The organism is Amycolatopsis sp. NPDC058278, assembly GCF_042881395.1.
In the GTDB taxonomy this organism is placed as follows: Bacteria; Actinomycetota; Actinomycetes; order Mycobacteriales; family Pseudonocardiaceae; genus Amycolatopsis.
Genome location: NZ_JBHVXZ010000007.1, coordinates 34,738 through 59,256 on the forward strand (window position 1 = coordinate 34,738; position 24,519 = coordinate 59,256).

The window sequence follows — 24,519 nt, forward strand, 5'->3', positions numbered from 1 at the left end:
GAGCGCCTCCGTCGAGGGTGGGTGGTGGGGATGAGGCGGCACTAGTACTTCAGCAGGTTGGTGTCGTCGACCGAAGCCGAGCGCCGGGTGCGGAAGATGGCCATGATGATCGCCAAGCCGACCACGACCTCGGCGGCCGCGACGACCATGACGAAGAACGCCATGATCTGGCCGTCGAGCCCGCCGTTGATCCGGGCGAAGGTGACCAGCGACAGGTTCACCGCGTTGAGCATCAGCTCGATGCACATGAACACGACGATCGCGTTGCGCCGCACCAGCACGCCGACCGCGCCGAGCGCGAACAACAGCGCCGACAGCAGCAGGTAGTACGTGGGGGTCATTCCTTCTCCCCTTCCGAAGCTTCCGAAGCACCCTCGGAGCCGACTAGCGCGTGCGCGTCCGCGTGCGGGCCCTCGTCCGTGACGAGCTTGCGTTCCTTCGCCAGCTCGATCGCCGAGGTGGACTCGATGATCGCCGACAGCGACTCCGGGGCGATCGAGCCGTCCGGCAGCAGCGCCGGCGTCGCCACCGAGTTCGCGGTGGCGAAGACGCCGGGGCCGGGCAGCGGGGAGGGCCGGTCGTGCTCGCCGCGGAAGCGGAGCAGGACCAGTTCCTTCTGCGTGAGCTTGCCGCCCTTGCCGTGCCGGTCGGTGAAGGCCAGCACCATCGCGCCGATGGCGGCGGTGATGAGCAGCGCCGACGTCAGCTCGAAGGGGAAGAGGTAGTCGGTGAAGATCAGCCGGCCCAGGCCCTTGGGTCCGCCGCCCGCCGGCGTGGCCGAGTCGAGCGGGATCGCCGGGGTGACGTTCTCCAGCGCGCGGTAGATGCCGGTGGCCAGCAGCGCGGCCAGCCCGATGCCGAGAACGGTCGCGGCCAGCCGCTGGCCACGCAGGACTTCGACGACCGAGTCGGAGCTCTCCCGGCCGACCAGCATCAGCACGAACAGGAACAGCATCATGATCGCGCCGGTGTAGACGATGATCTGCGTGAAGCCCAGGAACGGGGCCGACTGGATCATGTACAGCGCGCCCAGGCTGAGCATGGTCAGCACCAGCCACAGCGCCGAGTGCACGGCGTTACGGGAGAAGATCATGCCGAGCGCGCCGAGCAGGGAGACCGGGCCGAGGACCCAGAACGCGATGGCCTCGCCGGTGGAGACACCGGCGGAGGCGTTCGGCGCCGCGGCCAGGAGGGCGGTGATCACTTGATCCCCTCCCCGCGCGCCAGTTCGGGGCCGTTCACGTAGTAGTCCTGCTCGTTCTCCCCGAGCCGCATCGGGTGCGGCGGCTGCTCCATGCCGGGCAGCAGCGGGGCGAGCAGGTCCTCCTTCGTGTAGATCAGCCGCTGACGGTCGTCGTCGGCGAGCTCGTAGAAGTTGATCATCGTCAGCGACCGGGTCGGGCACGCCTCGATGCAGAGGCCGCAGCCGATGCAGCGCAGGTAGTTGATCTGGTAGTCCGCGCCGTACCGCTCGCCCGGCGAGAACCGGGCTTCCTCGGTGTTGTCACCGCCTTCGACGAAGATCGCGTCCGCCGGGCACGCCCACGCGCACAGCTCGCAGCCGACGCACTTCTCGAGGCCGTCCGGGTGGCGGTTCAGCTGGTGCCGGCCGTGGTAACGCGGGGCGGCGGGAGCGCCGGCCTCCGGGTACTCCTCGGTGGCGACCTTCTTGAACATCATCCCGAAGGTGACGCCGAAGCCCTTGACGGGATCAAGAAACCCCATCTTGCGCTCCTTCCTTTGCGGTACCGACGACTGCCGGCTTGCGGCGGGCCGCCTTGGCTTCGGCCTTGGCCAAAGCCTTCTGACGCGGGGTGGTCTGCGGGACTTTGAGGTCCAGCGGCGGAACCGGGAAGCCACCGCCGGTGACCGGGACGCTCTCGCTCTCCTCTTCCCGGCCCGCGGCGCGGACGTAGAAGAACAGCGCGACGACGATGAAGATCGCGACCGCGGCGATGATGATGGACGCGGTGTTCCAGGTGATGACCTTCGCGAAGGTCACCATGATGATCCACACCAGGTTCAGCGGGACCAGGACCTTCCAGCCCAGGCGCATGAACTGGTCGTAGCGCAGGCGGGGCAGCGTGCCGCGCAGCCAGATGAACCCGAACAGCAGGACGAACATCTTCGCGAAGAACCACAGCACCGGCCACCAGCCGGTGTTGAGCACGTTGTTCCCGATCAGCGACAGCGGCCACGGGGCCATCCAGCCGCCGAGGAACAGCGTCGTCGCGAACGCCGAGACGATCACCATGTTGACGTACTCGGCGAGGAAGAACATCGCGAACTTCATCGAGCTGTACTCGGTGTGGAAGCCGCCGACCAGCTCCGACTCGGCCTCGGGGAGGTCGAACGGGGCACGGTTGGTCTCGCCGACCATCGAGATCAGGTAGATCACGAAGCTCGGGATCAGGTAAAGGAACCACGCCGGCTGCTGCTTGGCGACGATGTCGGCCAGGTTCAGCGACCCGGCCTGCAGGATCACCGCGACGATCGACAGGCCCATCGCGATTTCGTAGGAGATCACCTGCGCCGCGCTGCGCATGCCGCCGAGCAGCGGGTACGGCGAGCCGGACGACCAGCCGGCGAGCACGATGCCGTAGACGCCGATCGAGGAGCAGGCCAGGATCACCAGCGCGCTGACCGGCAGGTCGAGCAGCTGGAGGACGGTCCGCTCGCCGAAGATCGACACGACCGGGCCGAACGGGATGGCCGACAGCGCGATCAGCGAAGGCACCACGCAGACGACCGGGGCGAGGAAGTACACCTTGCGGTCGGCGGTGTCCGGGATGATCTGTTCCTTGAACGGCAGCTTGATCGCGTCCGCCAGGGACTGCAGGTAGCCGCCGGGGCCGACGCGGTTGGGGCCGGGCCGGTTCTGCATCCGGCCGACCGCCTTGCGCTCCCAGACGATCAGGAAGATCGTCAGGATCGGCCCGATCAGCAGGATGACCACGCACTTGAGCAGGATCAGCCAGAACGGGTCGTCCGCCAGCAGCGCCGCCCGCGTCGCCGCGTCCGGAACACTCCCGACAGCGGTTTCGGTCAGCAGCGGGGTCATTGCCCACCTCCAGCGAGGTTCACGACGGCGCCGTGTCCGGCGCCGAGCGTCTTGGCCACGGCGGAGCCGTCGGAGTTGCCCGGCAGCCACACGACGCCGTCGGGCAGGTCGGCGACCTCGACCGGCAGCGTGATCGCGCCGCGTTCGGTGCTCACCCGCACGGTGACGCCCAGTCCTTCGGCGGTCTTCGCCGACAGCCGCGCGACCGGCGTGCGCTGGGTGCCCTTGAGGTGCGGCTCGCCGTCCTGCAGCGAACCGTTGTCGATCAGCTGGCGCCAGGTCGACAGGATCGCCTGGCCGGCACCCGGCGTCGCGGGCGGCGCGACCTCGGCGGCGACGTGGCTCCAGCGCAGCGCCGAGGCCTGGCCCAGCTTCTCGAAGTCACCGCGCGCGGCGGCCGGCGTCTGTGTGAACAGGTCCACGTCCATCTCGACGGCGAGGGTGTCGAGCACCCGGCAGTCCGGCAGGGTGCCGGTGCCTTCGAGGGTGACGTCGAACGGGCGGGTGCGGCCCTCCCAGTTGAGGTAGCTGCCCGCCTTCTCGTCCGACGCGGCCACCGGGAGCACGACGTCCGCGCGCTCGGTCACCGCGCTGTGCCGCAGTTCGAGGCTGACCACGAACCCGGCGGTGTCCAGTGCGCGCAGCGCGAGAGCCGGGTCCGGCAGGTCGAACGGGTCGACGCCGCCGACGACCAGGCCGCCGAGCTCGCCGGCCGAAGCGGCCAGCAGGATGTCGGTGGTGTCGCGGCCCGGCGTGGCCGGGAGCGGGACGCCCCAGGCGTTTTCGACGGCGACGCGGGCGGCGTCGTCGCCGACCCGGCGGCCGCCGGGCAGCAGCGACGGCACGCAGCCGGTCTCCAGCGCACCCCGGTCGCCGGCGCGGCGCGGGATCCACGCGAGCCGGACGCCGGTGCGCTCGACCAGGTCGTGCAGGGCGGCGAACAGGCCGGGGATCGCGGCGGCGCGCTCGCCGACCAGGACGACGGCGCCTTCGCCGCGCAGGGCCTCGTCGACGTCCGGCGCGTGCTTGGCGATGCCTTCGACGGCCGCGGCTTCCTGGCCGGGGACGCAGGCGAGCAGCTCACCGAACGTCTTGCGCACCGACGACGTCGTCCATTGTCCCAAGTGGACGATCCGGGTCCGGTTCCGGCGGGCCGCCTTGCGCAGCCGCAGGAACACGATCGGGGCCTCGTCCTCGGGTTCGAACGCGACGCACAACACCGTGCGGGCCCGCTCGATCTCGCCGAAGGTGACGCCGGACTCCGGCGTCACGCCCACGACGTGCGAGGTGAGGAACGCGAGTTCCTCGGCCGAGTGCGGGCGGGCGCGGAAGTCGATGTCGTTCGTCCGCAGGGCGACGCGGGCGAACTTCGAGTACGCGTAGGCGTCCTCGACGGTCAGCCGGCCACCGGTCAGGACGCCGACGCCGCCGTTGCCGCGAGCCTCGGTGAGGCCGGCCGCGGCGATGCGCAGCGCGTCGGTCCAGGACGCCTCTTCCAGCTCACCGGTCTCGCGGTTGCGGACCAGCGGACGCCGGATGCGGTCCTCGGCGCCGGTGTAGCGGAAAGCGAAGCGGCCCTTGTCGCAGATCCACTCCTCGTTGACCTCGGGGTCGTCGCCGGCCAGCTTGCGCTGGACCTTGCCGCGCCGGAAGTCGGTGCGCTCGGCGCAGCCGGACGAGCAGTGCTCGCACACGCTGGGCGCGGACACCAGGTCGAACGGGCGGGAGCGGAACCGGTAGGCCGCGCTCGTGAGGGCCCCGACCGGGCAGATCTGGATGACGTTGCCGGAGAAGTAGCTCTGGAACGGCTGGCCGGACGTCGTCCGCGAGGCCAGGTCCAGCACATCCGCCGTCTCCGCGGTGCCGATCTGCTGGTGGGCGCCGCGTTCGAGGAGCTCGATGAACGGGTCGCCGGCGATCTCGCGGGAGAACCGGGTGCAGCGCTGGCAGAGCACGCAGCGCTCGCGGTCGAGCAGCACCTGCGTCGAGATCGGGAGCGGCTTGGGGAACGTCCGCTTGGTGTCGACGAACCGCGACTCCGCGCGGCCGTGGGCCAGCGCCTGGTTCTGCAGCGGGCACTCGCCGCCCTTGTCGCAGATCGGGCAGTCCAGCGGGTGGTTGATGAGCAGCAGCTCCATCACGCCCTGCTGGGCCTTGTCCGCGACCGGCGACGTCAGCTGCGTCTTGACGACCATGCCGTCGGCGACGGTCATCGTGCAGGACGCCTGCGGCTTCGGCATCGGCCGGCCGCCCATCTCGACCTCGACCAGGCACTGGCGGCAGGCGCCCGCCGGGTCGAGGAGCGGGTGGTCGCAGAACCGCGGGATGACCGTGCCGAGGCGCTCGGCCGTGCGGATCAGCAGCTCGCCCTTGGGGGCGATGACCTCTTCGCCGTCGATGACCAGCTTGACGTGGCCTTCGGGGACCGGCGTCTCCTGGGTCTCTGGCTTGTCGGGCGCGATCGTCATGCCTGCGCTCCCACGAGTTCGGGCTTGGTCTGTTCGTGCCGGTTCTTCTCGCACAGCGCGAGGAACTCCTCGCGGAAGTACTTGATGCCGCTCTGGATCGGCGACACCGCGCCGTCCCCGAGGGCGCAGAACGACCGGCCGAGGATGTTGTCGCAGACGTCGAGGAGGGTGTCGATGTCCTCTTCGGTGCCGTGGCCCTCGACCATCCGCTCGAGGATCTGCGCGAGCCAGTACGTGCCTTCGCGGCACGGCGTGCACTTGCCGCAGGACTCGTGCTCGTAGAACTGCGTCCACTTCATCACGGCCCACGGCACCGACACGGTCTCGTTGAAGACCTGGACGGCGGTGGTGCCGAGCATGGAGCCCGCTTCCGCCGCACCCTCGAAGTCCAGGGGAACGTCGAGGTGCTCGGCGGTGAACATCGGGGTGGACGAGCCGCCCGGGGTCCAGAACTTGAGCGGGATGCCGTCCTTCATGCCGCCCGCCATGTCCAGCAGCTCGCGCAGCGTGGTGCCGAGCGGGCACTCGTACTGGCCGGGCTTCTCGACGTGGCCGGAGATCGAGTAGATCTTCGGGCCGGGCGACTTCTCGCGGCCCATCTCGCGGAACCAGCTGGAGCCGCCGTTGACGATGAACGGCGCGCTGGCGATGGTCTCGACGTTGTTGACCGTGGTCGGCGCGGCGTAGAGACCCGCGGCGGCCGGGAACGGCGGCTTGAGCCGCGGCTGGCCACGACGGCCTTCCAGCGAGTCGAGCAGCGCCGTCTCCTCACCGCAGATGTACGCGCCGGCGCCGGCGTGCACGGTGATCTTGAGGTCGAAGCCCGAGCCCAGGATGTTCTCGCCCAGGTAGCCCGCCGCTTCGGCTTCGCGCACGGCCGCGTTGAGGCGGCGGATGCAGTGCAACGCCTCGCCTCGGACGTAGATGAAGCAGTGGTTGGACCGCATCGCGTACGAGGCGATGATGCAGCCCTCGATGAGCGAGTGCGGGTCCGCCATCATCAGCGGGATGTCCTTGCAGGTGCCCGGCTCGCCCTCGTCGGCGTTGATGACCAGGTAGTGCGGCTTGTCGAAGTTCGGCGGCATGAACGACCACTTGATGCCGGCCGGGAAGCCCGCGCCGCCGCGGCCGCGCAGGCCGGAGTCCTTGACCAGCTGGACGAGCTGCTCCGGCGTCCCGGCCAGTGCCTTGCGGACGGCGGTGTAGCCCTCGAGTGCCTCGTACGTCCCGATCTGCCAGGAGTTCGGGGACAGCCAGCGCTTCGTGAGGACCGGAGTGATGGGGTCGGCCATTACTTCTTCTCCACTTCTGGGAGAGGGACGTCCTGCGCGACCGGGGCGACCCAGCCGCGGTCCTGCGCGAGCTTCGCGCCCCGCAGCGTCTCGACGGCCTGCGACGGACCGTCGACGTCCTTGCGGTACTGCCGTTCGTCCTCCGGGAAGAACCCGGCGAGCTGCAGCTCGGCGCCCTTGAAGTTCGTCAGCGGCGCACCGCGCGTCGGGGCCGGCTTCTTGCCCGCCTGCAGCGCGTCGACCAGCGCGACGGCCTTTTCCTCGGTCTGGTTGTCGAAGTACTCGTAGTTGACCTGGATGACCGGCGCGAGGTCGCAGGCCGCGAGGCACTCGGCGTGCTCGAGGGTGATCGAGCCCGGCTCGTTCGGCGTGCCCGCGGTCTCGTTGTGCCCCAGCGGCTCCGCCTCGGAACCGAGGTGCGTCTGGAGCTTCTTGTAGATCGCGTCGCCGCCCATGGCCGCGCACAGCGTGTTGGTGCAGACGCTCACGAGGTGCTCGCCGCACGGCTTGCGCTTGTACATCGTGTAGAACGTCGCGACCGCGCTGACCTCGGCGTCGGACAGGTCGAGCTGCCGCGCGCAGAACGCGATGCCCTCCTGGCTGACGTACCCCTGCACCGACTGCACGAGGTGCAGCATCGGCAGCAGCGCCGAGCGGGACATCGGGTAGCGCGCGATCAGGTCCTGCGCCTTGGCGTGGATGTCCGCGTCGAAGAGGTCTTCCAGTGGCGTCTCGGTGATGATGCCGGCTGCGACATTGGGGTCCGGCGCGATGGCGACGACGTCGGTGTCCGGGCCCGCCGCGGCGTGCGTTGCCGCGGCGTAGTTCGGGCCCGGCTCGGGAACTGCTGTGGTCATCGGTCCACTCCCCCCATGACGGGGTCGATCGAGGCGATGGCGGCGATCACGTCGGCGACCAGGCCGCCCTCGGCCATGGCGGGCATCGACTGCAGGTTCACGAAGCTCGGTTCGCGCACGTGGACCCGCAGCGGCCGGGTGCCGCCGTCGGACACCAGGTGCGCGCTCAGCTCGCCGCGCGGCGACTCGACCGACGTGTAGACCTGGCCCGGCGGAACCTTGAAGCCCTCGGTGACCAGCTTGAAGTGGTGGATCAGGGACTCCATCGACTGGCCCATGATCTTCTTGACGTGCTCGAGCGAGTTGCCCATGCCGTCGCTGCCGATGGACAGCTGCGCGGGCCAGGCGACCTTCTTGTCCTCGACCATGACCGGGCCCGGCTCGAGCTTCTCGAGGCACTGCTCGATGATCTTGAGGCTCTCGTGCATCTCGTGCACCCGGATCAGGTAGCGCGACCAGCAGTCGGCGCCGTTGTCGACCGGGACGTCGAAGTCGAACTCGTCGTAGCAGGAGTACGGCTCGGTCTTGCGCAGGTCCCACGGCAGGCCGGCGCTGCGCAGCACCGGACCGGTGACACCGAGCGCGAGGCACGCGTCGACCGGCAGGTACCCGACACCCTTGAGCCGGTTGCGCCAGATCGGCTGCCCGGTGAAGAGCTTGTCGTACAGCGGAAGGCGTTCCTTCATCGTCTTGAGGAACGCCTTGACGACCTCGACGTAGTCGGCCGGCATGTCCTGCGCGAGGCCGCCGGGGCGGATGAACGCGTGGTTCATCCGCAGGCCGGTCAGGTGCTCCAGCAGGTGCAGCACCTCTTCGCGCTCGCGGAAGCCGAGCGTCATCGCCGTGGTGGCGCCGAGCTCCATGCCGCCGGTGGCGATGTAGACCAGGTGCGAGCCGATCCGGTTGATCTCCAGCAGCATCACGCGCAGCAGCTGCGCGCGGCGCGGGGCCTCGATCTGCAGCAGCTTCTCGACGCCGAGGCAGTAGGCCATCTCCGTCGAAAGCGGGGCCAGGTAGTCCATGCGCGTCACGAAGGTGACGCCCTGGGTCCAGGTCCGGTACTCGCAGTTCTTCTCGATGCCGGTGTGCAGGTAGCCGATGACCGACCGCAGCTGCGTGACGGTCTCGCCCTCCATCTCCAGCACGAGCCGGAGCACGCCGTGCGTGGACGGGTGCTGCGGGCCCATGTTGATGACCATGCGCTCGTCGTGCGCCGCGTCGGCGATGACGTCGTCCCAGTCGCCGCCGGAGACCGAGTAGACGCGGCCTTCGGTGGTGTCGCGGGAGTCGGCGTAGTTGACGTTGTCCGTGCTGTCGCTGCCGGTCTCGGTGGTGCTCGTCCCGGTCGTGACGTCCGACAGGTTCTCGGTGCTGCTCACGAGTACGACCTCCGCTGGTCCGGCGGCGGGATCTCCGCGCCCTTGTATTCGACCGGGATCCCGCCGAGCGGGTAGTCCTTGCGCTGGGGGTGGCCGTCCCAGTCGTCCGGCATCAGGATCCGGGTCAGCGCCGGGTGGCCGTCGAAGACGATCCCGAACATGTCCCAGGCCTCCCGCTCCTGCCAGTCGGCGGTCGGGTAGGTCTCCACCAGCGACGGCACGTGCGCGTCCTCGACGTCGAGGGTGACCTCGAGCCGGATCCGGCGCCGGTAGGTCAGCGACGTGAAGTGGTAGACGGCGTGCAGCCGCTGCGGGACGTCGACGCCGTAGTCCACACCGGACACCGACGACAGCAGCTCGAACCGGAGGCCGCCGTCGTCGCGCAGCGTCTTCGCGATGGCGGGCAGGTGCTCGCGGGCGACGTAGAAGGTGATCTCGCCGCGGTCGACCGTCGTCTGCAGGATCGCCTCGGCGGGGATCTTGCGCTCGGCCAGCGCGGCGTAGAACTCGTCGGCGAACTGGTCGAACCAGCCGCCGTACGGGCGCTCGGCCGGCGCCGGGCTGTACGCCGGGAGCCGGACGCCGCCGTAGCCGGAGGTGTCGCCGCTGCCGTGGACGCCGAACATGCCCTGGCGTTCGCGCCCGGTGACGACCGGTTCGGCCGAGCCGGGGCCCTTCGCCGTCAGGCCGGTTTCGGCGCGTTCGGCGCTCGACTGCTCTTCGCCGGGTTGGGGGTTCTCAGTCATCGCTCTACTTCTTCGCGTACTTGATCGACGACGCGACGAGCTCGGTCCGCGCCCCGCTGGCGGCGCGGATGGCGGCGCGGCGGGCGTTGATCGGCTCGTCCTGGATCTTGGCGTGCAGCTTGAGGATCGCGTCCAGCAGCATCTCCGGCCGCGGCGGGCAGCCGGGCAGGTACATGTCGACCGGCACGATGTGGTCGACGCCCTGGACCACGGCGTAGTTGTTGAACATGCCGCCGGAGGAGGCGCAGACACCCATGGCGAGCACCCACTTGGGCTCCGCCATCTGGTCGTAGATCTGGCGCAGGACCGGGGCCATCTTCTGGGTGACCCGGCCGGCGACGATCATCAGGTCGGCCTGGCGCGGCGTCGCGCTGAAGCGCTCCATGCCGAAGCGGGCGATGTCGTAGCGGGAACCGCCGACGGTCATCATCTCGATCGCGCAGCAGGCGAGCCCGAAGGTGGCCGGCCACATCGAGTTCTTCCGCGACCAGTTGACCAGGCCTTCGAGACTGGCCAGCAGGATGCCGTTGGGGAGTTTCTCTTCGAGGCCCATGGGTCTAGTTCCAATCCAGGCCGCCGCGCCGCCACACGTAGGCGTACGCGAAGCCGACCGTCGCGATGAACAGCAGGATCTCCACCAGGCCGAACGTGCCCAGCGCGTCCGCCTGCACGGCGAACGGGTAGAGGAAGACCATCTCGATGTCGAACAGGATGAACATCATTGCGGTGATGTAGTACGCCACCGGCATCCGCCCGGCGCCGACGAGCGGCTGCGGGGACGGTTCGATGCCGCACTCGTAGGCCTCGAGCTTGGCCTTGTTGTAGCGACTGGGACCCACGAGCGGGCCCAGGAGCACCGACAGCACGGCAAACCCGAGCGCCAGCACGAACAACAGGACCAGGGGCAGGTAGGGCTTCAGGCTCGGGGCCTCTTGAGCCAGCTGCACCGTCTCGGTTCGGGTCAGCAACGTCAGCACGGGTCTTCGCCATCCTTTCCGCGCCGCTGCGGTTTTGCTTGTGGTGGGGAACCGCTTGAGCCTCGTCGGCACCCTAAGGGACCTGGGTCACACCGCCGAGGGTCAGGGTCTCCTTACGGCCCGTGGCTGGACCTCAAGGTGCTTGTGAAATAGTTCACAAGCCACTCGTCGCGGATGTGAAGGGATTCACAAAGCATGGGGGGAGTCTAGGACGCGACTCACACTCTTGTCCCTAGTACCCCGTGTTATGAGGGTCGCCTAACTTTCGGCGCCATCGTTGTCACGGGTCGGCAACACCGCGCGCGCGACCTGCGCGAAGGGCGTTCAAGATCGCGTTCCGGACGGACAAAACGGGCGCTGACCTGTGATCTATCCCACTGGCCGCACGGCCAACTTGCTAGGCCACTCGTGTGTCCGCGCGCAAGGGCGCCAGGTCAGCGGGGGGTGGGGGTGACGCGGGCGAGGGCCGCGATGAGGCGGTCGACGCCGTCGCCGCCCTTGGCGTCGTAGCAGCCGGAGAGGCCCTTGTAGACCAGCGGCAGGAGCTTGTTGATGCGCAGCCCGTACTTGGTGCACGCGTGCATGATCTTCGGCTTGCCGATGATCTTCGCGAAGACGTTTCCCAGCTGGTAGTAGCCGCCCATCAGCTCGCCGACGGCCCGCGGGTACGCCTCCAGCGCCCGCTCCCGCGAAGGCCCTTCACGCCGGGCCAGCGCCTGCACGACGACCTCCGCGGCGATCTGCGCCGACTCCATCGCGGCCGAGATGCCTTCGCCGTTGAACGGGCTGACCATGCCGCCCGCGTCGCCCAGCAGCAGCAGGCCGTCGCGGTAGTGCGGGGTGCGGTTGAAGCCCATCGGGAGACCGGCGCCGCCGACCTTGCCGATCGCGTTCTCCTCGCGGTAGCCCCACTCCTCCGGCGTCCCGTCGAGCCACTGGCGCAGCAGCGCGCGGTAGTCGGTGTTCCGGAACGAGGCCGACGTCGAGAGCATGCCGAGGCCGACGTTCACCGTGCCGTCGCCGAGCGGGAACGCCCAGCCGTAGCCCGGCAGCAGCTTCGGGTCGCGCGGGTCCGAGCGGTCCCACAGCTCGAGGTGGCCCTCGATGAACGGGTCGTCGTGGCGCGGGCTCTTGTAGTACTGGCGCACCGCGACGCCCATCGGGCGCTTCTCGTTCTTCTGGATGCCGACGCTCAGGGCGAGCCGCGCGGAGACGCCGTCGCAGGCCAGGACCAGCGGCGCGGAGTACTTCACCGGCGTCCGCTCCGGGCCGACCTTCGCCTCGACGCCGACCACGCGGCCGCTCGCGTTGGTGATCGCGCCGGTGACGGTGGTGCGCTCGTACAGCCGCGCGCCCGCCTTCACGGCGAGCTTCGCGAGGAGGTCGTCGAAGTCGTGGCGGGTGCGGGAAACGCCGTACGGCGGGTAGCTCGTCAGGTCCGGCCAGTCGAGCTCCAGCGTCAGGTCGCCGGTGAGGATCCGCAGCCCGCGGCTGTGCACCCAGCCCGCGTTCTCGCTCGTGTCGATGCCGAGGTCGATCAGCTGCTTGACGCCGCGCGGGGTCAGGCCGTCACCGCAGACCTTCTCGCGGGGGAACTCGGTCTTCTCCAGCAGCAGCACGTCGACGCCCGCGCGGGCCAGGTAGGTGGCCACGGTGGAACCGGCGGGTCCGGCGCCGACGACGATGACTTCGGCGTCCTGGTCTGCGGTGCGTCGACTCATACGTCGAATCTACAGCGGGGCGAAGCCCCTCCTTTGAGGGTGGCGGCGGGGAGGAAGGCGGGGTTAGGCAGGCTTTCGCGCGCGGTGGATCGCCACGACCCCGAATGTGAGGTTCAACCACTCGACGTCGGTCCAGCCCGCGCTCGCGATGATCTCGCCGAGGGTGCGCTGGTCGGGCCAGGCCAGCATCGATTCGGCCAGGTAGGAGTAGGCCTCGGGATTCGACGACGTCCGCTTGCCGACCCAGGTGAGCAGCTTCAGCATGAACCGCCGGTGGATGAACCGGATCGGGGCGAACGGCGGGGTCGAGACCTCGCAGATCACCAGCCGGCCACCCGGCTTGACCACGCGGGCGATCTCGGTGAGCGCGGCCTTCGTGTCGACGAAGTTGCGCAGCGCCAGGGAGATCGTCACGGCGTCGAAGCTCTCGTCGGCGAACGGGAGGTTCAGCGCGTCCGCGGCCACCATCGGGACCCGGCGGTGCAGCCCGGCCTTCAGCATGCCGAACGAGAAGTCCGCGGCCAGGCACCACGCGCCCCCGCGGGCGTACTCGACGGTGGACACCCCGGTGCCGGCGGCGAGGTCCAGGACCTTTTCGCCGCGGCGGGCGTCGAGGACGCGGGCGGTGGTGGTGCGCCAACGCCGGTCGAAGCCGAAGGTCATGAACGAGTTCGCCCGGTCGTACCCGGACGCGACGCCGTCGAACATTGCCGCGACCTCGTGCGGGTCCTTGTCCAGGCTTGCGCGTGACATGACCTGAATGTAGACAGCCGGGCCCCGGAGGTCGCGGCGAGGTGGACCTGGACCGGCAAACCAGGAGCAAAGCGGTGACAAAGCCACGACAAACCTCACCTCGGCAGTGTCTTCCTCACGGCAGGCGAACAGCCGGCCCACGAGAAAGGCACTACGAGATGAGCTTCGTCAAGAAGGCGGCGGCCGTGGCCGCGCTGACCGGCGCCGTCGTCGGTGGTTCCCTGATCAGCTCGGCGCCCGCGATGGCGGCCACCGACGGCGTGGTGACGATCCAGGGCGCCTGCGGCGACAAGTTCAACCCCTCGGTCGGCGGTGGCGCCGCCGCGTGGACGATCACCTGCACCAGCGGCAAGGTCTCGGTCCAGGGCTGGGTGAAGGACACCGACGCCGACGGCAAGGCCGCCGAGGTCTACGGCACCTGGGAGGACGGCAGCAACTTCGGCACCGTCCGCGCCGGTGGCGAGGGCACGAAGAAGGAGTTCAACAAGACCCACGCCGGCTCGCACGTGTACCTCTACCTGCGCGTCATCTGATCCCCGCCGGACGGGCCCGTGGCCGGCCAGGCCGCGGGCCCGTCCGCCAGGATCCGGCGTTCGAGGTCCCGCAGCGCGCGGCCCGGTTCCAGGCCGAGCTGCCGGACCAGCACCCGGCGGGCGCCGTGGTAGGCGTCGAGCGCCTCCGCCCGCCGCCCGTCGAGCGACAGCGCCACCATCAGCAGGTAGTGCAGCCGTTCGCGCAGCGGATACCGCCGCACCAGGCCGGTCAGCTCGACCACCACCGCCGCGTGCCGCCCGAGGTCCAATTCGGCCTGGTGCAGGTGTTCGAGCAGGACCAGGCGGCGTTCGGTCAGCCGCAGGGCTTCGTCGGCCAGGACCGGGACGTCCAGACCGCCGTACGGCGTGCCGTGCCACAACGCGAGCGCCTCGCGGATCAACGCGGTCCGTTCGGCGGGGCGCGGCTCCCCCGCCACCCGCCCGGCGAGCGCTTCGAAGCGCTCGGCGTCCAGCTCGCCCGGCCGGACGACGATCCGGTAGCCACCGTGCCCGGAGTCCAGCCGCTCGCGGTCGGGCAGCACGGCCCGCAGCTTGTGCACGTGCCAGTGCAGCTTCCGCGCCGCGCGCCGGTCGGGATCGCCGTCCCACAGCGCGTCGGCCAGCACGTCGGCCCGGACGAAGTGGTTGGCGTCGGCCAGGAGCACGCCGAGCAGGACGCGCCGCAGCCGGCCGGGCACGGGGATCGCCCGTGCGCCGGAAACCAGGGTGATCGGACCGAGAACCTCGAACTCCACCGGAAGGTCCCTCCTCGTGTCGAGAAGTTGACCTTGATCGGCCGGTGTACAAATCCCGTACAGGACCGGGCAAACCGGGCTCAGCCGTGCGTGGCGAGCATCCCGGCCACCGCCGCGGGCCAGGTGAACTCTTCGGCACGGGCCCGCGCCGCCGCCCGCCGCTGGTCTTCCGGGCTGTCCAGCAGATCCGTGACGGCGGCCGCGAACGCGGGCGCGTGGTCGTCGACCGCCGCCCCGCAGCCCGGCCGCACGATCTCCCGCAGCGCCGACGACGCCGACACGACCACCGGCGTCCCGGACGCCAGTGCCTCCAGCGCCGCGAGCCCGAACGTCTCGTGCGGGCCGGGGGCGAGCGAGACGTCCGCGCTGGCCAGCAGCCGGGCGACGTCGGCGCGGCCCGGCAGGAAACCCAGGAACGTCACCGGCAGGCCGCGCGCCCGGCGCTCCAGCGCCCGCCGTCGCGGCCCGCACCCGCCACCACCAGCCGCACGCGCGCACCCGACGCCGCCAGCTCGGCGACGGTGTCCACGCTGCGCTCCACGTGCTTCTCCGGCGACAAGCGTCCACAGTGGACCAGCAGGACGTCCGCTCCGCCGGCCAGGCCGGCGCGCCGGCCGTCGTCGCGCATGGCGGGCCGGAACGTCGTGAGGTCGACGCCGAGCGGGACGCGGCGGACGTTCGGCGCCGCGATCCGGTCGAACTCCGCGCGCGCGAACGCCGTCGTGCAAACGACCGTGTCGTAGCTCGCGGCCATCCGCCGGTTCGCGGCGTCGGCGACGCGGCGGGCCACCGGCGCGGGCAGCAGGAACTGCTCCAGCAAGCGGTCGAGGCGCTCGTGGGAGAGGACCGTGCTGGGCACGCCGCGGCGGCTCGCCCAGCCGCCCATCCCCCGCAGCGTCAGCCGGTCGGACACCTCCAGGCGGTCCGGCTCGAGCTTCCGCAGCACCGCGCGGACCCGGTGCGGGTCGACGGCCCGGTAGCCGCCGGTACCCGGGATCCGCGGCGCCCGCAGGGAAAACCGGCGCACGCCGGTCGGCAGGACCTCGTCGGCGTACCGGCGGCCGGGCACCACGAGCGTCACCTCGTGCCCGCTCGCGACGTAGCCGGCGCCGAGGTGGTGCAGTGCGGTGCGCAGCCCGCCCGAGCGCGGCCCGTAGAAGTTCGCGACCTGGACGATGTGCACGTCAGGCCGCGCGGGCGGCCCGGCCCCGCACGGCTTCGTAGTGCCCGACCAGCTCGTGGCAGACGGCGGGCCAGGTGCGGCCCAGCACCACCTTGCGCGCCTTTTCACCGAGCCTCGCGCGCAACGCGGCGTCTCGGAGGGCGTCGACCTTTTCGACGAGTGCCGGGCCGAACCGCTCGCGGTCCGCGGGCAGCAGATACCCGGTGCGGCCGGGCAGCACGAGGTCCTTCGGGCCGCCCGCGTCCGGGGCGAGCACCGGCAGCCCGGAGGCCATCGCTTCCTGCACCGCCTGGCAGAACGTCTCGTGCGGTCCGGTGTGGACGAAGACGTCGAGGCTCGCGTACGCCTTCGAGAGGTCTTCGCCGTACTTCGCGCCGAGGAAAGCCGCGTCCGGCAGCTGTCCCCTGAGGTTTTCGAGTTCGGGCCCGTCGCCGACGACGACCACGCGGATCCCCGGCACCGCGGCCAGCGCGGCCAGCCGGTCGACCTCCTTCTCGGGGGCCAGCCGGCCGACGAACCCGACGAGGAGCTCACCGTCCGGGGCCAGCTCGGCCCGCAGCGCCGGGTCGGCGTGCGCCGGGGAGAACCGGTCGATGTCCACACCGCGGGCCCACCGGTGCACGCGCGGGACGCCGTGCAGCTCCAGCTGCTCGACGGAATCGCTCGACGGGGCGAGGGTCCGGTCGGCGCGCGAGTGCAGCCGCCGCACCCAGCGCCACGCGGCGCGGGCGCCGAGTCCGAAGCCGTAGGCGGCGGCGAACCCGGCGATGTCGGTCTGGTAGACGGCGATCGAAGGGACGCGCAGCCGTCTCGCCGCGGCGAGTCCACGCGCGCCGACCACGAACGGCGACGCCAGGTGCACGACGTCCGGGCCGAACGCGGCCAGCGCGTTCAGCACCGTGCGCGTCGGCAGGCCGATCGGCAGGGAGCTGACCCCGGGGACGTCCAGCGCGGGAATCCGGACCACCGGGGCCCCGCGGTAGGAGTCCGGGCCGGGGCCGGGGGCGATGATCAGCACGTCGTGCGCGCGTTCGCGCAGGTGCTCGACGACCCGCAGGACGGAGTTGGTCACGCCGTTCACCTGGGGCAGGAAACTTTCGGTGACTATGGCGACTCGCACGTCCTGGACGATCGCACCCGAGGCTGGCGCTCGTGTGACACTGCGGCCAACGGTGCCGGAACAGATCGGCTACGACATGTCATCTCAAGGTCGTGTCCTGGAAACCACGGTAAGCCAGGCTAAGCAGGCATGACCCTCTTGTCCTCACGGCCGCCGCGGCCCGTCGAGCCCGGCCTGCTGTCGAGGGCGCTCGAAGTGGCCGGGCGGCTGGCCAACGACGCCACCGACGTGATCACCGCGACCGCCGGCCGCGGCGCCCACCCTTCCACGCTGGACTCGCCGTTCGACTGGGTCACCGACACGGATCGGATCCTGGAGCGCCATACGCGGCGCGTCCTGACGGCGGAGTTCCCGGGCATCCCGGTGGTCGGCCACGAGTTCGGCGCCGACCACGGCGCGGACGTCGCGGAGTACCGCTGGGTGGTCGACTCGGTGGACGGCACGGCGAACTACGTGGCCGGGGTGCCGTGGTGCGCGTACAGCCTGGCGCTGGTGGACGCGGCCGGCCCGGTCGTGGGCGTGGTGGCGGACCCGTACCGGGCCCAGATCTACGCCGCGGCGCGCGGCCGGGGGGCCCGCGCGAACGGCAAGCCGATCAAGCTGGTGGACCGCTGCGTGACGGCGGGGGCGCTCGTGTGCACCGAGCTGGCCCGCAGCGGGCCGTGGCCGGGCATGGGCGGCTTCATCGAGCGAGCGGCGGCGGCCCACGCCGGGGTGCGCGTCCTCGGGTCGGCGGCGTTGTCGATCGCCCAGGTGGCCCTGGGCCACGCGGCGGCGGCGGTGCTGCACAGCTACCACGAGTGGGACGTGGCCGGATCGGTGGCGATGGCCATCGAGGCGGGCGCGGTGGTGCTGGACAAGCACGGCGAGGACACGGCGCTGCCGACGGACGGCTTGCTGGTGGCGGCGCCGGGGGTCGCGGACGAGGTGCTGGGCTGGTGGCAGGAGACGGCGGGCTAATCGAGTTGCGCGCGCTGTGAAGATCGGGACATGCCGACCCTTCGCACCCCGAGGCTCACGCTCGTGCCTCTGCGCGACGAGCACCTCGAGCTGGAGTACGAGCTGGACTCCGACCCGGAGGTGATGCGCTACCTCACCGGACGCGCCGCGACCCGGGCCGAAGTCGAGCGGGCGCACGCGCGGCGGATGGCCACCGAACCCGGGTTCGGCTTCTGGATGGGCTTCGCGCGGGAAGACTTCGTGGGGTGGTGGCTTTTGCGGCCGCCTCATGGCCCGGACCAGCCGGAAGTGGACGGCGAGGCGGAGCTGGGATATCGGCTGCTGCGCCGCCAGTGGCGGCAGGGGTACGCGCGGGAGGGTTCGCTCGAGCTGCTCCGCTACGGCTTCGAGGAGCTGGGGCTCGATCGTATTTTCGCGCAGACCATGGCGGTCAACACGCCCTCGCGGGCGACGATGGTGTCGGCGGGGCTGACGTTCGCCCGGGCGTTCATCTCGGCCGGCGAGTACGACGACCCGATCGAAGGCGCCGAGCAGGGTGAGGTCGAGTACGAGATCTCGCGGCGCCGCTGGCTGGAGACGGCGGGCTAAGCCGCGGCCTCCGCCTTCACGCGCTTGTTCTGCCGCCGGATCCACCACAGCGCCGGACCGGCCACCAGCCACGTGAAGAACACGAAACTCCCCAGCGGCAGCAGCGTCAGCGTCGCCGACCGGCCGGCCACCCGAGCCAGCTCCGGATCGGACGCGTCGTACTCGATGCGGACCAGCTGGCCCGCCGCCAGGCCGTCCGGGTACAGCACGCCGTTCGCCGGGCTGTGGACGATGCCGTCCGGGGTCTCGAAGTGGATGATCGTGCGGTCGAACGCCACCGAATCCACCGTGGCCGTCGCCGTGCCGAGCTGGGCCGAGATCGCGCTGTCGTTGCGGATCGCCGCGAACAGCAGGCACACGCACATCACCGTGAGGAGCGAGGCGACGCCGAGGGTGGTCCACCACCCGACGCGCCTCGCCCGCTCACCTCTCGTGCTCACGCCGCGAGCGTAGCGGTCTTGCTCAGCCCGCGTGTTCGGCGGCGAGGAACCGGTGGTTCGCCTGGATCTGGTCGTACGAGCGCGGCTTGGCCGGAGCCGGAGCAGCCGAGCGGGCGGCCACCGCGGCCGGAGCGGCAGCACCGTTCGGGCCCACCGCCGGCTTGCCCGCCGTGTACAGCCACGTCTGGAACAGGTCGTGCAGGGGCTTGCCCGAGATCTTCTCCGCCAGCGCGATGAACTCCAGGATCCGCCCGTCCTTCCCGCCCTTCTGCGCCTGCCACGCCTTCAAGATGGCGAAGAACGCCTGGTCACCGACGGCCGTCCGCAGCGCCTGCAGCGTCAGCGCACCCCGGTCGTAGACCGCGTTGTCGAACTGGTTGTCCGCGCCCGGGTCGGCCGGGACGAGCTTCCACAGGTCACCGTCGGCCGGGTTCGAGTCGTAGGTGTACTGCGCCAGCTCGGCGACCGTGCCCTCGCCCTCGTGCTCCGACCACAGCCACTCCGCGTAGGACGCGAAGCCCTCGTTCAGCCAGATGTCGCTCCAGCGGCCGAGGGAGACGTTGTCGCCGAACCACTGGTGGGCGTTCTCGTGCGCGATCAGCGTGGTGTTCGAGCCCGCGCGGAAGTTGCGGGCGCCGTACGTCGGACGGGTCTGGTTCTCCAGGGAGAACGTGATCCCGCTGGTCACGACGCCACCCTCGGCCTCGAACGGGTACGGCCCGAACTGCGTCGCCAGGAACTCGTCGATCTCCGGCGTCCGCTCGACGCTGGCCTTCGCCGCGTACAGCGAGTCGCCGAGGTCGGCTCCGTACGCCGTCACGAACGGCTTGCCGTCGGGCGTCGTGGACTCGATGACCTCGTACTTGCCGACGATGAACGACGTCAGGTACGTCGCCTGCGGCTTGGTGCTCCGCCACTGCCAGCGGGTCCAGCCGGCGCGCTGTTTCGTCTTGCGGACCAGGGTGCCGTTGGAGATGGCGGCGTTGTCGTCCGGCGCCTCGATGGAGACGTCGTAGGTCGCCTTGTCGGTCGGGTGGTCGTTGGCCGGGAACCACCACGCCGAGCTCTGCGGCTCGTCGATGCCGAGCGCACCGAAGGAGCCCTTCTTCCACGCGTTGATGCCGTCGACCGTCTCGGTCGACGGCGTGTCCGCGTAGGCGACGACGACCGTCGCGGTCTGGCCCTTGAGCAGCGGCTGCGCCGGCGTGACGACGAGCTCGCCGTTGCCGGTCTGGTTCGTGAACTGCGCCGGCCGGTTGTTCACCCGCACGCTCGACGCCTTCAGCGCGAAGTCCAGGTCGAACCGCGAGAGGTCCTGCGTCGCGGTGAGCAGCAGCGTCGTGGTGCCCGACAGGAGGTCGGTCGCGGGCTGGTAGGTCAGCCGGATGTCGTAGTGCAGCACGTCGGTGCCGCCGTTGCCGGCGTTCGGGTAGTACGGGTCGCCGGCACCGGGGGCGCCGGGCGAGGGCGCCGCGCTCGCGGTGCCGGCGAGCAGCACCGAGACGACGCCCGCCGTGAGCGCACCGAGGCCGGTGCGCGTTCTTGCACGCATTCGAATTCCTCCAGAGGAGTGAGAAAGCAGCGCGCTCGAACGTAGCCAGCCAAGGAGCACCCAGGAACAGCCGAAGGGAGGTTTCTTGCCTGCTGAGATCCCACCCGGAAAGCGGTTGACGTCAGGCCGCGGAAACAGCTGAGGACACCGCCGCGCGCAGGCGGGCGTGCAGGTCGCGGTGCCGGGACCGGTCCACCCGCACCTCGACGACCCGCAATCCCGGGGCGGGCGTCAACGCCGCCCGGAACTCCGTCAGCGTCTCCGCGACGACGTGCGGGACGCGGTAGCCGGCGCACAGCGCGCCCAGGTCGGCGCCGTGCGGGGTGCCGAAGACGCGCTCGAAGCTCGCCGAGTGCTCCGGCGCCCCCTGCTCGAGCAGCGAGAAGATGCCGCCGCCGTCGTCGTTGAGCACGACGATCGTCAGGTCGGGTCGCTGCTCGGCGGGCCCGGTCAGCAAGCCCGACGCGTCGTGCAGGAACGTCAAGTCGCCCAGCAGCGCGTACGACGGTCCCCGGTGCACGTACGCGGCCCCGATGGCCGTCGAGACCGTGCCGTCGATGCCCGCGACGCCGCGGTTGCGGTGCACGAGGACGTCCGGACGCAGCCGGCCGGCCAGTGCGACGTCCCGGGTCGGGTTGGACGAACCCACCACCAGCAGCGAGTCCGGGGGCAGCGCGTCCACCAGCTCGGTGGCCACCCGCAGCCCGCTGGGCCACGGCTCGTCGGCCAGCGTCGCGGCGACGGCGGAGGCGGCCGCGGCGTCGGCCCGGCGCCAGCTGGCCAGCCACTCCGGGTCGGCGGGCTTGGTCGGCTCGTCGAACCACTGCCCGACCTGGCGGACGTTGTGCGCGGGCGCCGGCCAGTCCGAGTCCGGGCGCACCAGCAGCACCTCGACGTCGGCGTCCGAGAGCACCTTCTGGATCTGCCGGAACACCGTCGGACGGCCGAGGCAGAGCACCTGCTCCGGTTTGTGCCTGCTGATGAACTCCTCGACGGCCAGCAGCCACACCCCGGACGAGATCGCCGTGCCGCCGGACAGCCCCAGGCCGCCGGTCTCCGACACGACCGGCCAGCCGTGCTGCTCGGCCCACTCGCTGGCCGCCTGGACGCCGGTGTCGCAGGCGATCACCAGGCCGTGGCGCGCCGAAGGCACCACGAACGACGGGAGCGCGCCGAAGTCCGGCAGCTCGGTCCAGCGGGACCCGTCCGCGCGGCCGTCGAGGGATTCGTACCATTCGCCGTCGTCGTCCAAATCGGGCACGAGCGGCTCGCGGAACGGGATGTTCAGGTGCACCGGCCCGCAGCGCCACTCGCCGTAGGCGGCGTTCCACGCCCGGCAGATCTGGCTGCGCCAGTACGAGTTCTGGCCGGCCCGCCGCTCGGCGACGGCCAGCTCGTCGAAGTAGCGGATCGCGTCGCCGTAGAGCTGGTGCTGGTCGATGACCTGCGACGCCCCCGCGGCCCGCAGCTCGGGCGGCCGGTCGGCGGTCAGCACGATCAGCGGGACACCGGCCCGGTCGGCCTCGAGCACGGCCGGGTGGAAGTTCGCGGCCGCGGTGCCGGACGTGCAGAGCACGGCCACCGGGCGGCCGGTGCGCGCGGCGATGCCGAGGGCGAGGAAGGCGGCCCCGCGCTCGTCGATGCGGACGTGCAGCCGCAGCTTCCCGGCCGCGGCCGCGTCATACAGCGCGATCGACAGCGGCGCGTTGCGGGAACCCGGGCAGAGGACGACGTGCGAAACGGTGTTGCGGACGAGTTCGTCGACGATGACCCTGGCCTGCGCGGTGGATGGGTTCATCTCCGGCAGGCTCCAGACTCATCGAGATCACAAGTGTCCACAGGTCCTATCCTCGCAAACGTGGATGACGCCCGAGTTTCCGAGCTGTTCGATCCGGCCGCGTGGACCGAGGTCGACGGTTTCGCCTTCACCGACATCACCTACCACCGTTCCGCCGAGAACCGCGGTGGCAAACGCGTGGTGCGCATCGCGTTCGACCGTCCGGAGGTTCGCAACGCCTTCCGGCCGCACACCGTCGACGAGCTCTACCGGGCGCTGGATCACGCCCGGATGAGCTCGGACGTCGGCTGCGTCCTGCTCACCGGGAACGGCCCGTCGCCCAAGGACGGCGGGTGGGCGTTCTGCTCCGGTGGTGACCAGCGTATTCGCGGACGCTCCGGGTATCAGTACGCGAGCGGGGAGACCTCCGACACGGTGGACCCCGCACGGGCCGGCCGGCTGCACATCCTCGAGTGCCAGCGGCTGATCCGGTTCATGCCGAAACCGGTGATCGCGGTCGTGCCGGGCTGGGCCGCGGGCGGCGGGCACTCCCTGCACGTGGTGTGCGATCTCACGCTCGCCTCGGCCGAGCACGCGAAGTTCAAGCAGACCGACGCCGACGTCGGCTCGTTCGACGGCGGCTACGGCTCGGCCTACCTGGCGAAGATGGTGGGGCAGAAGTTCGCCAGGGAGATCTTCTTCCTCGGCCGCGAGTACTCCGCCGAGCAGATGCACCACATGGGGGCGGTGAACGCCGTGGTCCCGCACGCCGACCTGGAAAAAGAGGCCTTGACCTGGGCGTGGGAGATCACGCGCAAGTCGCCGACGGCGCAGCGGATGCTGAAGTACGCGTTCAACCTCGCCGACGACGGCCTGGTCGGCCAGCAGCTGTTCGCCGGGGAAACCACCCGGTTGGCCTACATGCAGGACGAGGCCGTCGAAGGCCGTGACGCCTTCCTCCAGAAGCGCGACCCCGACTTCAAGGACGTCCCCTATTACTACTGAGCTGCTCCCGGTCCACCTCGACGGCTCGCCCGAGGCACTCGGCACTCTGAACGGAGCCGTCGCGGACGCGCTGGGCGGCGGCCCGGCGGTCCTGCCGTTCACCGACCCGACTCTGCGCGACGCGATGGCGCCGGCCGAGCCCGCCGAGCCGGGCACCGCCGTGGTCATCGCCACGTCGGGCTCGACGGGCGCCCCCAAGGGCGTGCTGCTCTCGGCCCGCGCGCTGACCGCGTCCGCCGAGGCGACGCACACGCGCCTCGGCGGGCCGGGGCACTGGCTGCTGGCCACCCCGGCGCACTACATCGGCGGCCTCCAGGTGCTGGTCCGGTCGCTGCTGGCCGGGACGACCCCGGTGCTGCTGACCGGCACCGGCTTCCGGCCGGACGACTTCGCGGCCGCGGCGGCCCGGCTGAAGGGCGGCCCGCGGTACACGGCGCTGGTCCCGACCCAGCTGGTCCGGCTGCTCGACGACGGCGGCGCGGGGCTGGCCGCGGCGAAGACGTTCGACGCGATCGTGGTCGGTGCGGCGGCGACCTCGCCGGCCCTGCGGGAACGGGCCGCGGACGCAGGGGTGCGGATCGTGCCCGCGTACGGCATGAGCGAGACGGCCAGCGGCTGCGTCTACGACGGCTTCCCCCTCGACGGCGTCCGCGTCGACCTCTCCGGTGACCGGATCCGGATCGCCGGGGACGTCCTCGCGCACGGCTACCGGCTCCGGCCGGACCTGACGGCCGAGTCGTTCGCGGACGGCTGGTTCACCACGTCCGACCGCGGGGTCCGGCACGCCGACGGCCGCATCGAGGTCCTCGGCCGGGCCGACGACATGATCAACACCGGTGGCGTGAAGGTGTCGGCGAACGCGATCGAGCGGTGTCTCTGCGCCCAGCCCGGGGTGCGGGACGCCTGCGTGGTCGGGGTACCGGACCCGGAGTGGGGCGAGGCCGTGGTGGCCCTGGTCGTCTCGCAGGGTGAGCACGGCGACCTGCGCGCGGCGGTCCGCGCGGAACTGGGCGCGGCGGCGACGCCGAAGCGCATCGAATTCGGCTCCGAGCTGCCGCTGCGCGGGCCGGGGAAGGTCGACCGGGCGGCGGTGCGGACCCGGCTCCGGCCGTAGTCGAGCGGCTGAATGGCGGTACTTCGTTGACACGCACAGGGTGCGCCCGCTTGGCTACTCACCATGACGCGCTGGATTCGCACTGCTCTCGTCGGTACCGCCGTCGCGCTGGGGATCCTCATTCCCGCGGGTACGGCGCTGGCGGACGGTCCCACGGTGGACCCCAACAGCGGGTCGATCGTTTGGCAGCTGCCGACCACAAACTGACTGTGACATCCGGGGCTTCGCCCCGGGCCGG

General features: G+C 71.0%; 24 protein-coding genes and 1 pseudogene. 6 read left to right on the forward strand and 19 right to left on the reverse strand.

Annotated features, from left to right (window positions below):
• Nucleotides 1-41: 41 nt before the first annotated feature.
• The 13 genes from nuoK to ACFVYA_RS05220 all read right to left on the reverse strand — a co-directional run bounded on the left by nuoK (nucleotide 42) and on the right by ACFVYA_RS05220 (nucleotide 13,254).
• On the reverse strand, nucleotides 42-341 hold the full coding sequence (nuoK, locus tag ACFVYA_RS05160; protein ID WP_003081840.1) for an NADH-quinone oxidoreductase subunit NuoK: 300 nt from the start codon (nucleotides 339-341) through the stop codon (nucleotides 42-44).
• Nucleotides 338-1,204: an NADH-quinone oxidoreductase subunit J gene (locus ACFVYA_RS05165; RefSeq protein ID WP_387042619.1), complete on the reverse strand. Its 867-nt coding sequence runs from the start codon at nucleotides 1,202-1,204 to the stop codon at nucleotides 338-340. The genes nuoK and ACFVYA_RS05165 overlap by 4 nt, the downstream gene beginning before the upstream one ends.
• Nucleotides 1,201-1,725: an NADH-quinone oxidoreductase subunit NuoI gene (gene nuoI, locus ACFVYA_RS05170; protein WP_013222460.1), complete on the reverse strand. Its 525-nt coding sequence runs from the start codon at nucleotides 1,723-1,725 to the stop codon at nucleotides 1,201-1,203. Before nuoI ends, ACFVYA_RS05165 begins: the two co-directional genes overlap by 4 nt.
• Nucleotides 1,712-3,061, reverse strand: a complete 1,350-nt coding sequence (nuoH, locus tag ACFVYA_RS05175; RefSeq protein WP_387042621.1) for an NADH-quinone oxidoreductase subunit NuoH — start codon at nucleotides 3,059-3,061, stop codon at nucleotides 1,712-1,714. The genes nuoI and nuoH overlap by 14 nt, the downstream gene beginning before the upstream one ends.
• Entirely contained in the window at nucleotides 3,058-5,529 is a 2,472-nt protein-coding gene (locus tag ACFVYA_RS05180; RefSeq protein WP_387042624.1) for an NADH-quinone oxidoreductase subunit G, read from the reverse strand. The genes nuoH and ACFVYA_RS05180 overlap by 4 nt, the downstream gene beginning before the upstream one ends.
• The gene (gene nuoF, locus ACFVYA_RS05185) at nucleotides 5,526-6,821 is read right to left on the reverse strand and encodes an NADH-quinone oxidoreductase subunit NuoF (protein WP_364514206.1); all 1,296 of its coding nucleotides are present in this window, start codon (nucleotides 6,819-6,821) and stop codon (nucleotides 5,526-5,528) included. The genes ACFVYA_RS05180 and nuoF overlap by 4 nt, the downstream gene beginning before the upstream one ends.
• The gene (nuoE, locus tag ACFVYA_RS05190) at nucleotides 6,821-7,678 is read right to left on the reverse strand and encodes an NADH-quinone oxidoreductase subunit NuoE (protein WP_387042627.1); all 858 of its coding nucleotides are present in this window, start codon (nucleotides 7,676-7,678) and stop codon (nucleotides 6,821-6,823) included. The genes nuoF and nuoE overlap by 1 nt, the downstream gene beginning before the upstream one ends.
• Nucleotides 7,675-9,057 carry an NADH-quinone oxidoreductase subunit D gene (locus tag ACFVYA_RS05195; protein ID WP_387042630.1) on the reverse strand — a complete coding sequence of 461 codons (1,383 nt, stop codon included), beginning with the start codon at nucleotides 9,055-9,057 and terminating at the stop codon, nucleotides 7,675-7,677. The genes nuoE and ACFVYA_RS05195 overlap by 4 nt, the downstream gene beginning before the upstream one ends.
• Complete coding sequence (locus tag ACFVYA_RS05200) at nucleotides 9,054-9,803, reverse strand: NADH-quinone oxidoreductase subunit C (protein WP_387042632.1); 750 nt, start codon at nucleotides 9,801-9,803, stop codon at nucleotides 9,054-9,056. Before ACFVYA_RS05200 ends, ACFVYA_RS05195 begins: the two co-directional genes overlap by 4 nt.
• A 4-nt stretch (nucleotides 9,804-9,807) precedes the next feature.
• Nucleotides 9,808-10,356 carry an NADH-quinone oxidoreductase subunit B family protein gene (locus tag ACFVYA_RS05205; RefSeq protein WP_020643101.1) on the reverse strand — a complete coding sequence of 183 codons (549 nt, stop codon included), beginning with the start codon at nucleotides 10,354-10,356 and terminating at the stop codon, nucleotides 9,808-9,810.
• A gap of 4 nt (nucleotides 10,357-10,360) precedes the next feature.
• Nucleotides 10,361-10,780, reverse strand: a complete 420-nt coding sequence (locus ACFVYA_RS05210) for an NADH-quinone oxidoreductase subunit A (RefSeq protein WP_285987962.1) — start codon at nucleotides 10,778-10,780, stop codon at nucleotides 10,361-10,363.
• A gap of 434 nt (nucleotides 10,781-11,214) precedes the next feature.
• Nucleotides 11,215-12,501, reverse strand: a complete 1,287-nt coding sequence (locus tag ACFVYA_RS05215) for a geranylgeranyl reductase family protein (RefSeq protein ID WP_387042635.1) — start codon at nucleotides 12,499-12,501, stop codon at nucleotides 11,215-11,217.
• A gap of 63 nt (nucleotides 12,502-12,564) precedes the next feature.
• Complete coding sequence (locus ACFVYA_RS05220; RefSeq protein WP_285987960.1) at nucleotides 12,565-13,254, reverse strand: demethylmenaquinone methyltransferase; 690 nt, start codon at nucleotides 13,252-13,254, stop codon at nucleotides 12,565-12,567.
• Nucleotides 13,255-13,412: 158 nt separating this feature from the next.
• Here ACFVYA_RS05220 and ACFVYA_RS05225 point away from each other — a divergent pair, with 158 nt between their 5' ends.
• Nucleotides 13,413-13,787 (forward strand): hypothetical protein, encoded by a 375-nt coding sequence (locus ACFVYA_RS05225; RefSeq protein ID WP_285987959.1) that lies wholly within the window; start codon nucleotides 13,413-13,415, stop codon nucleotides 13,785-13,787.
• On the opposite strand, the gene ACFVYA_RS05230 is transcribed toward ACFVYA_RS05225, so the two are convergent.
• The 3 genes and pseudogenes from ACFVYA_RS05230 to ACFVYA_RS05240 form a co-directional block, all read right to left on the reverse strand.
• A complete protein-coding gene (locus tag ACFVYA_RS05230) occupies nucleotides 13,769-14,542 on the reverse strand; it encodes a BTAD domain-containing putative transcriptional regulator (RefSeq protein ID WP_387042639.1) in 774 nt (257 codons plus the stop codon). The two genes, ACFVYA_RS05225 and ACFVYA_RS05230, sit on opposite strands and share 19 nt — an antisense overlap.
• 80 nt (nucleotides 14,543-14,622) lie before the next feature.
• Nucleotides 14,623-15,725: pseudogene (locus tag ACFVYA_RS05235) on the reverse strand (glycosyltransferase).
• 1 nt (nucleotide 15,726) lies between these two features.
• Nucleotides 15,727-16,845, reverse strand: coding sequence for a glycosyltransferase family 4 protein (locus tag ACFVYA_RS05240; RefSeq protein ID WP_387042642.1), 1,119 nt, complete (start codon nucleotides 16,843-16,845; stop codon nucleotides 15,727-15,729).
• 129 nt (nucleotides 16,846-16,974) lie between these two features.
• Here ACFVYA_RS05240 and ACFVYA_RS05245 point away from each other — a divergent pair, with 129 nt between their 5' ends.
• Nucleotides 16,975-17,805, forward strand: a complete 831-nt coding sequence (locus ACFVYA_RS05245) for an inositol monophosphatase (protein WP_285987955.1) — start codon at nucleotides 16,975-16,977, stop codon at nucleotides 17,803-17,805.
• A 30-nt stretch (nucleotides 17,806-17,835) separates the two neighbouring features.
• Nucleotides 17,836-18,393: a GNAT family N-acetyltransferase gene (locus ACFVYA_RS05250; RefSeq protein WP_387042645.1), complete on the forward strand. Its 558-nt coding sequence runs from the start codon at nucleotides 17,836-17,838 to the stop codon at nucleotides 18,391-18,393.
• On the opposite strand, the gene ACFVYA_RS05255 is transcribed toward ACFVYA_RS05250, so the two are convergent.
• From ACFVYA_RS05255 to menD, 3 genes are all read right to left on the reverse strand, one after another.
• A complete protein-coding gene (locus ACFVYA_RS05255; protein WP_387042648.1) occupies nucleotides 18,390-18,833 on the reverse strand; it encodes a DUF3592 domain-containing protein in 444 nt (147 codons plus the stop codon). The two genes, ACFVYA_RS05250 and ACFVYA_RS05255, sit on opposite strands and share 4 nt — an antisense overlap.
• 22 nt (nucleotides 18,834-18,855) lie before the next feature.
• On the reverse strand, nucleotides 18,856-20,385 hold the full coding sequence (locus ACFVYA_RS05260; RefSeq protein WP_387042650.1) for a M1 family metallopeptidase: 1,530 nt from the start codon (nucleotides 20,383-20,385) through the stop codon (nucleotides 18,856-18,858).
• 121 nt (nucleotides 20,386-20,506) lie between these two features.
• Nucleotides 20,507-22,183 carry a 2-succinyl-5-enolpyruvyl-6-hydroxy-3-cyclohexene-1-carboxylic-acid synthase gene (gene menD, locus ACFVYA_RS05265; RefSeq protein WP_387042653.1) on the reverse strand — a complete coding sequence of 559 codons (1,677 nt, stop codon included), beginning with the start codon at nucleotides 22,181-22,183 and terminating at the stop codon, nucleotides 20,507-20,509.
• Nucleotides 22,184-22,243: 60 nt separating this feature from the next.
• On the opposite strand from menD, the gene ACFVYA_RS05270 reads away from it, so the two are divergent.
• The 3 genes from ACFVYA_RS05270 to ACFVYA_RS05280 all read left to right on the forward strand — a co-directional run bounded on the left by ACFVYA_RS05270 (nucleotide 22,244) and on the right by ACFVYA_RS05280 (nucleotide 24,488).
• Nucleotides 22,244-23,167 carry a 1,4-dihydroxy-2-naphthoyl-CoA synthase gene (locus ACFVYA_RS05270; RefSeq protein WP_387042656.1) on the forward strand — a complete coding sequence of 308 codons (924 nt, stop codon included), beginning with the start codon at nucleotides 22,244-22,246 and terminating at the stop codon, nucleotides 23,165-23,167.
• 1 nt (nucleotide 23,168) lies between these two features.
• Complete coding sequence (gene menE, locus ACFVYA_RS05275) at nucleotides 23,169-24,281, forward strand: o-succinylbenzoate--CoA ligase (RefSeq protein WP_387042846.1); 1,113 nt, start codon at nucleotides 23,169-23,171, stop codon at nucleotides 24,279-24,281.
• Between the two features lie 63 nt (nucleotides 24,282-24,344).
• Nucleotides 24,345-24,488, forward strand: coding sequence for a hypothetical protein (locus ACFVYA_RS05280; protein ID WP_387042659.1), 144 nt, complete (start codon nucleotides 24,345-24,347; stop codon nucleotides 24,486-24,488).
• Nucleotides 24,489-24,519: the final 31 nt, after the last annotated feature.

Bases quoted from the DNA above. Each gene is read 5' to 3' on its own strand.
- nuoK (WP_003081840.1), bottom strand. From the start codon at position 341: ATGACCCCCACGTACTACCTGCTGCTGTCGGCGCTGTTGTTCGCGCTC.
- nuoI (WP_013222460.1), bottom strand. From the start codon at position 1,725: ATGGGGTTTCTTGATCCCGTCAAGGGCTTCGGCGTCACCTTCGGGATG.
- nuoH (WP_387042621.1), bottom strand. From the start codon at position 3,061: ATGACCCCGCTGCTGACCGAAACCGCTGTCGGGAGTGTTCCGGACGCG.
- ACFVYA_RS05180 (WP_387042624.1), bottom strand. From the start codon at position 5,529: ATGACGATCGCGCCCGACAAGCCAGAGACCCAGGAGACGCCGGTCCCC.
- nuoF (WP_364514206.1), bottom strand. From the start codon at position 6,821: ATGGCCGACCCCATCACTCCGGTCCTCACGAAGCGCTGGCTGTCCCCG.
- nuoE (WP_387042627.1), bottom strand. From the start codon at position 7,678: ATGACCACAGCAGTTCCCGAGCCGGGCCCGAACTACGCCGCGGCAACG.
- ACFVYA_RS05200 (WP_387042632.1), bottom strand. From the start codon at position 9,803: ATGACTGAGAACCCCCAACCCGGCGAAGAGCAGTCGAGCGCCGAACGC.
- ACFVYA_RS05205 (WP_020643101.1), bottom strand. From the start codon at position 10,356: ATGGGCCTCGAAGAGAAACTCCCCAACGGCATCCTGCTGGCCAGTCTC.
- ACFVYA_RS05215 (WP_387042635.1), bottom strand. From the start codon at position 12,501: ATGAGTCGACGCACCGCAGACCAGGACGCCGAAGTCATCGTCGTCGGC.
- ACFVYA_RS05220 (WP_285987960.1), bottom strand. From the start codon at position 13,254: ATGTCACGCGCAAGCCTGGACAAGGACCCGCACGAGGTCGCGGCAATG.
- ACFVYA_RS05225 (WP_285987959.1), top strand. From the start codon at position 13,413: ATGAGCTTCGTCAAGAAGGCGGCGGCCGTGGCCGCGCTGACCGGCGCC.
- ACFVYA_RS05245 (WP_285987955.1), top strand. From the start codon at position 16,975: ATGACCCTCTTGTCCTCACGGCCGCCGCGGCCCGTCGAGCCCGGCCTG.
- ACFVYA_RS05250 (WP_387042645.1), top strand. From the start codon at position 17,836: ATGCCGACCCTTCGCACCCCGAGGCTCACGCTCGTGCCTCTGCGCGAC.
- ACFVYA_RS05260 (WP_387042650.1), bottom strand. From the start codon at position 20,385: ATGCGTGCAAGAACGCGCACCGGCCTCGGTGCGCTCACGGCGGGCGTC.
- menD (WP_387042653.1), bottom strand. From the start codon at position 22,183: ATGAACCCATCCACCGCGCAGGCCAGGGTCATCGTCGACGAACTCGTC.
- ACFVYA_RS05280 (WP_387042659.1), top strand. From the start codon at position 24,345: ATGACGCGCTGGATTCGCACTGCTCTCGTCGGTACCGCCGTCGCGCTG.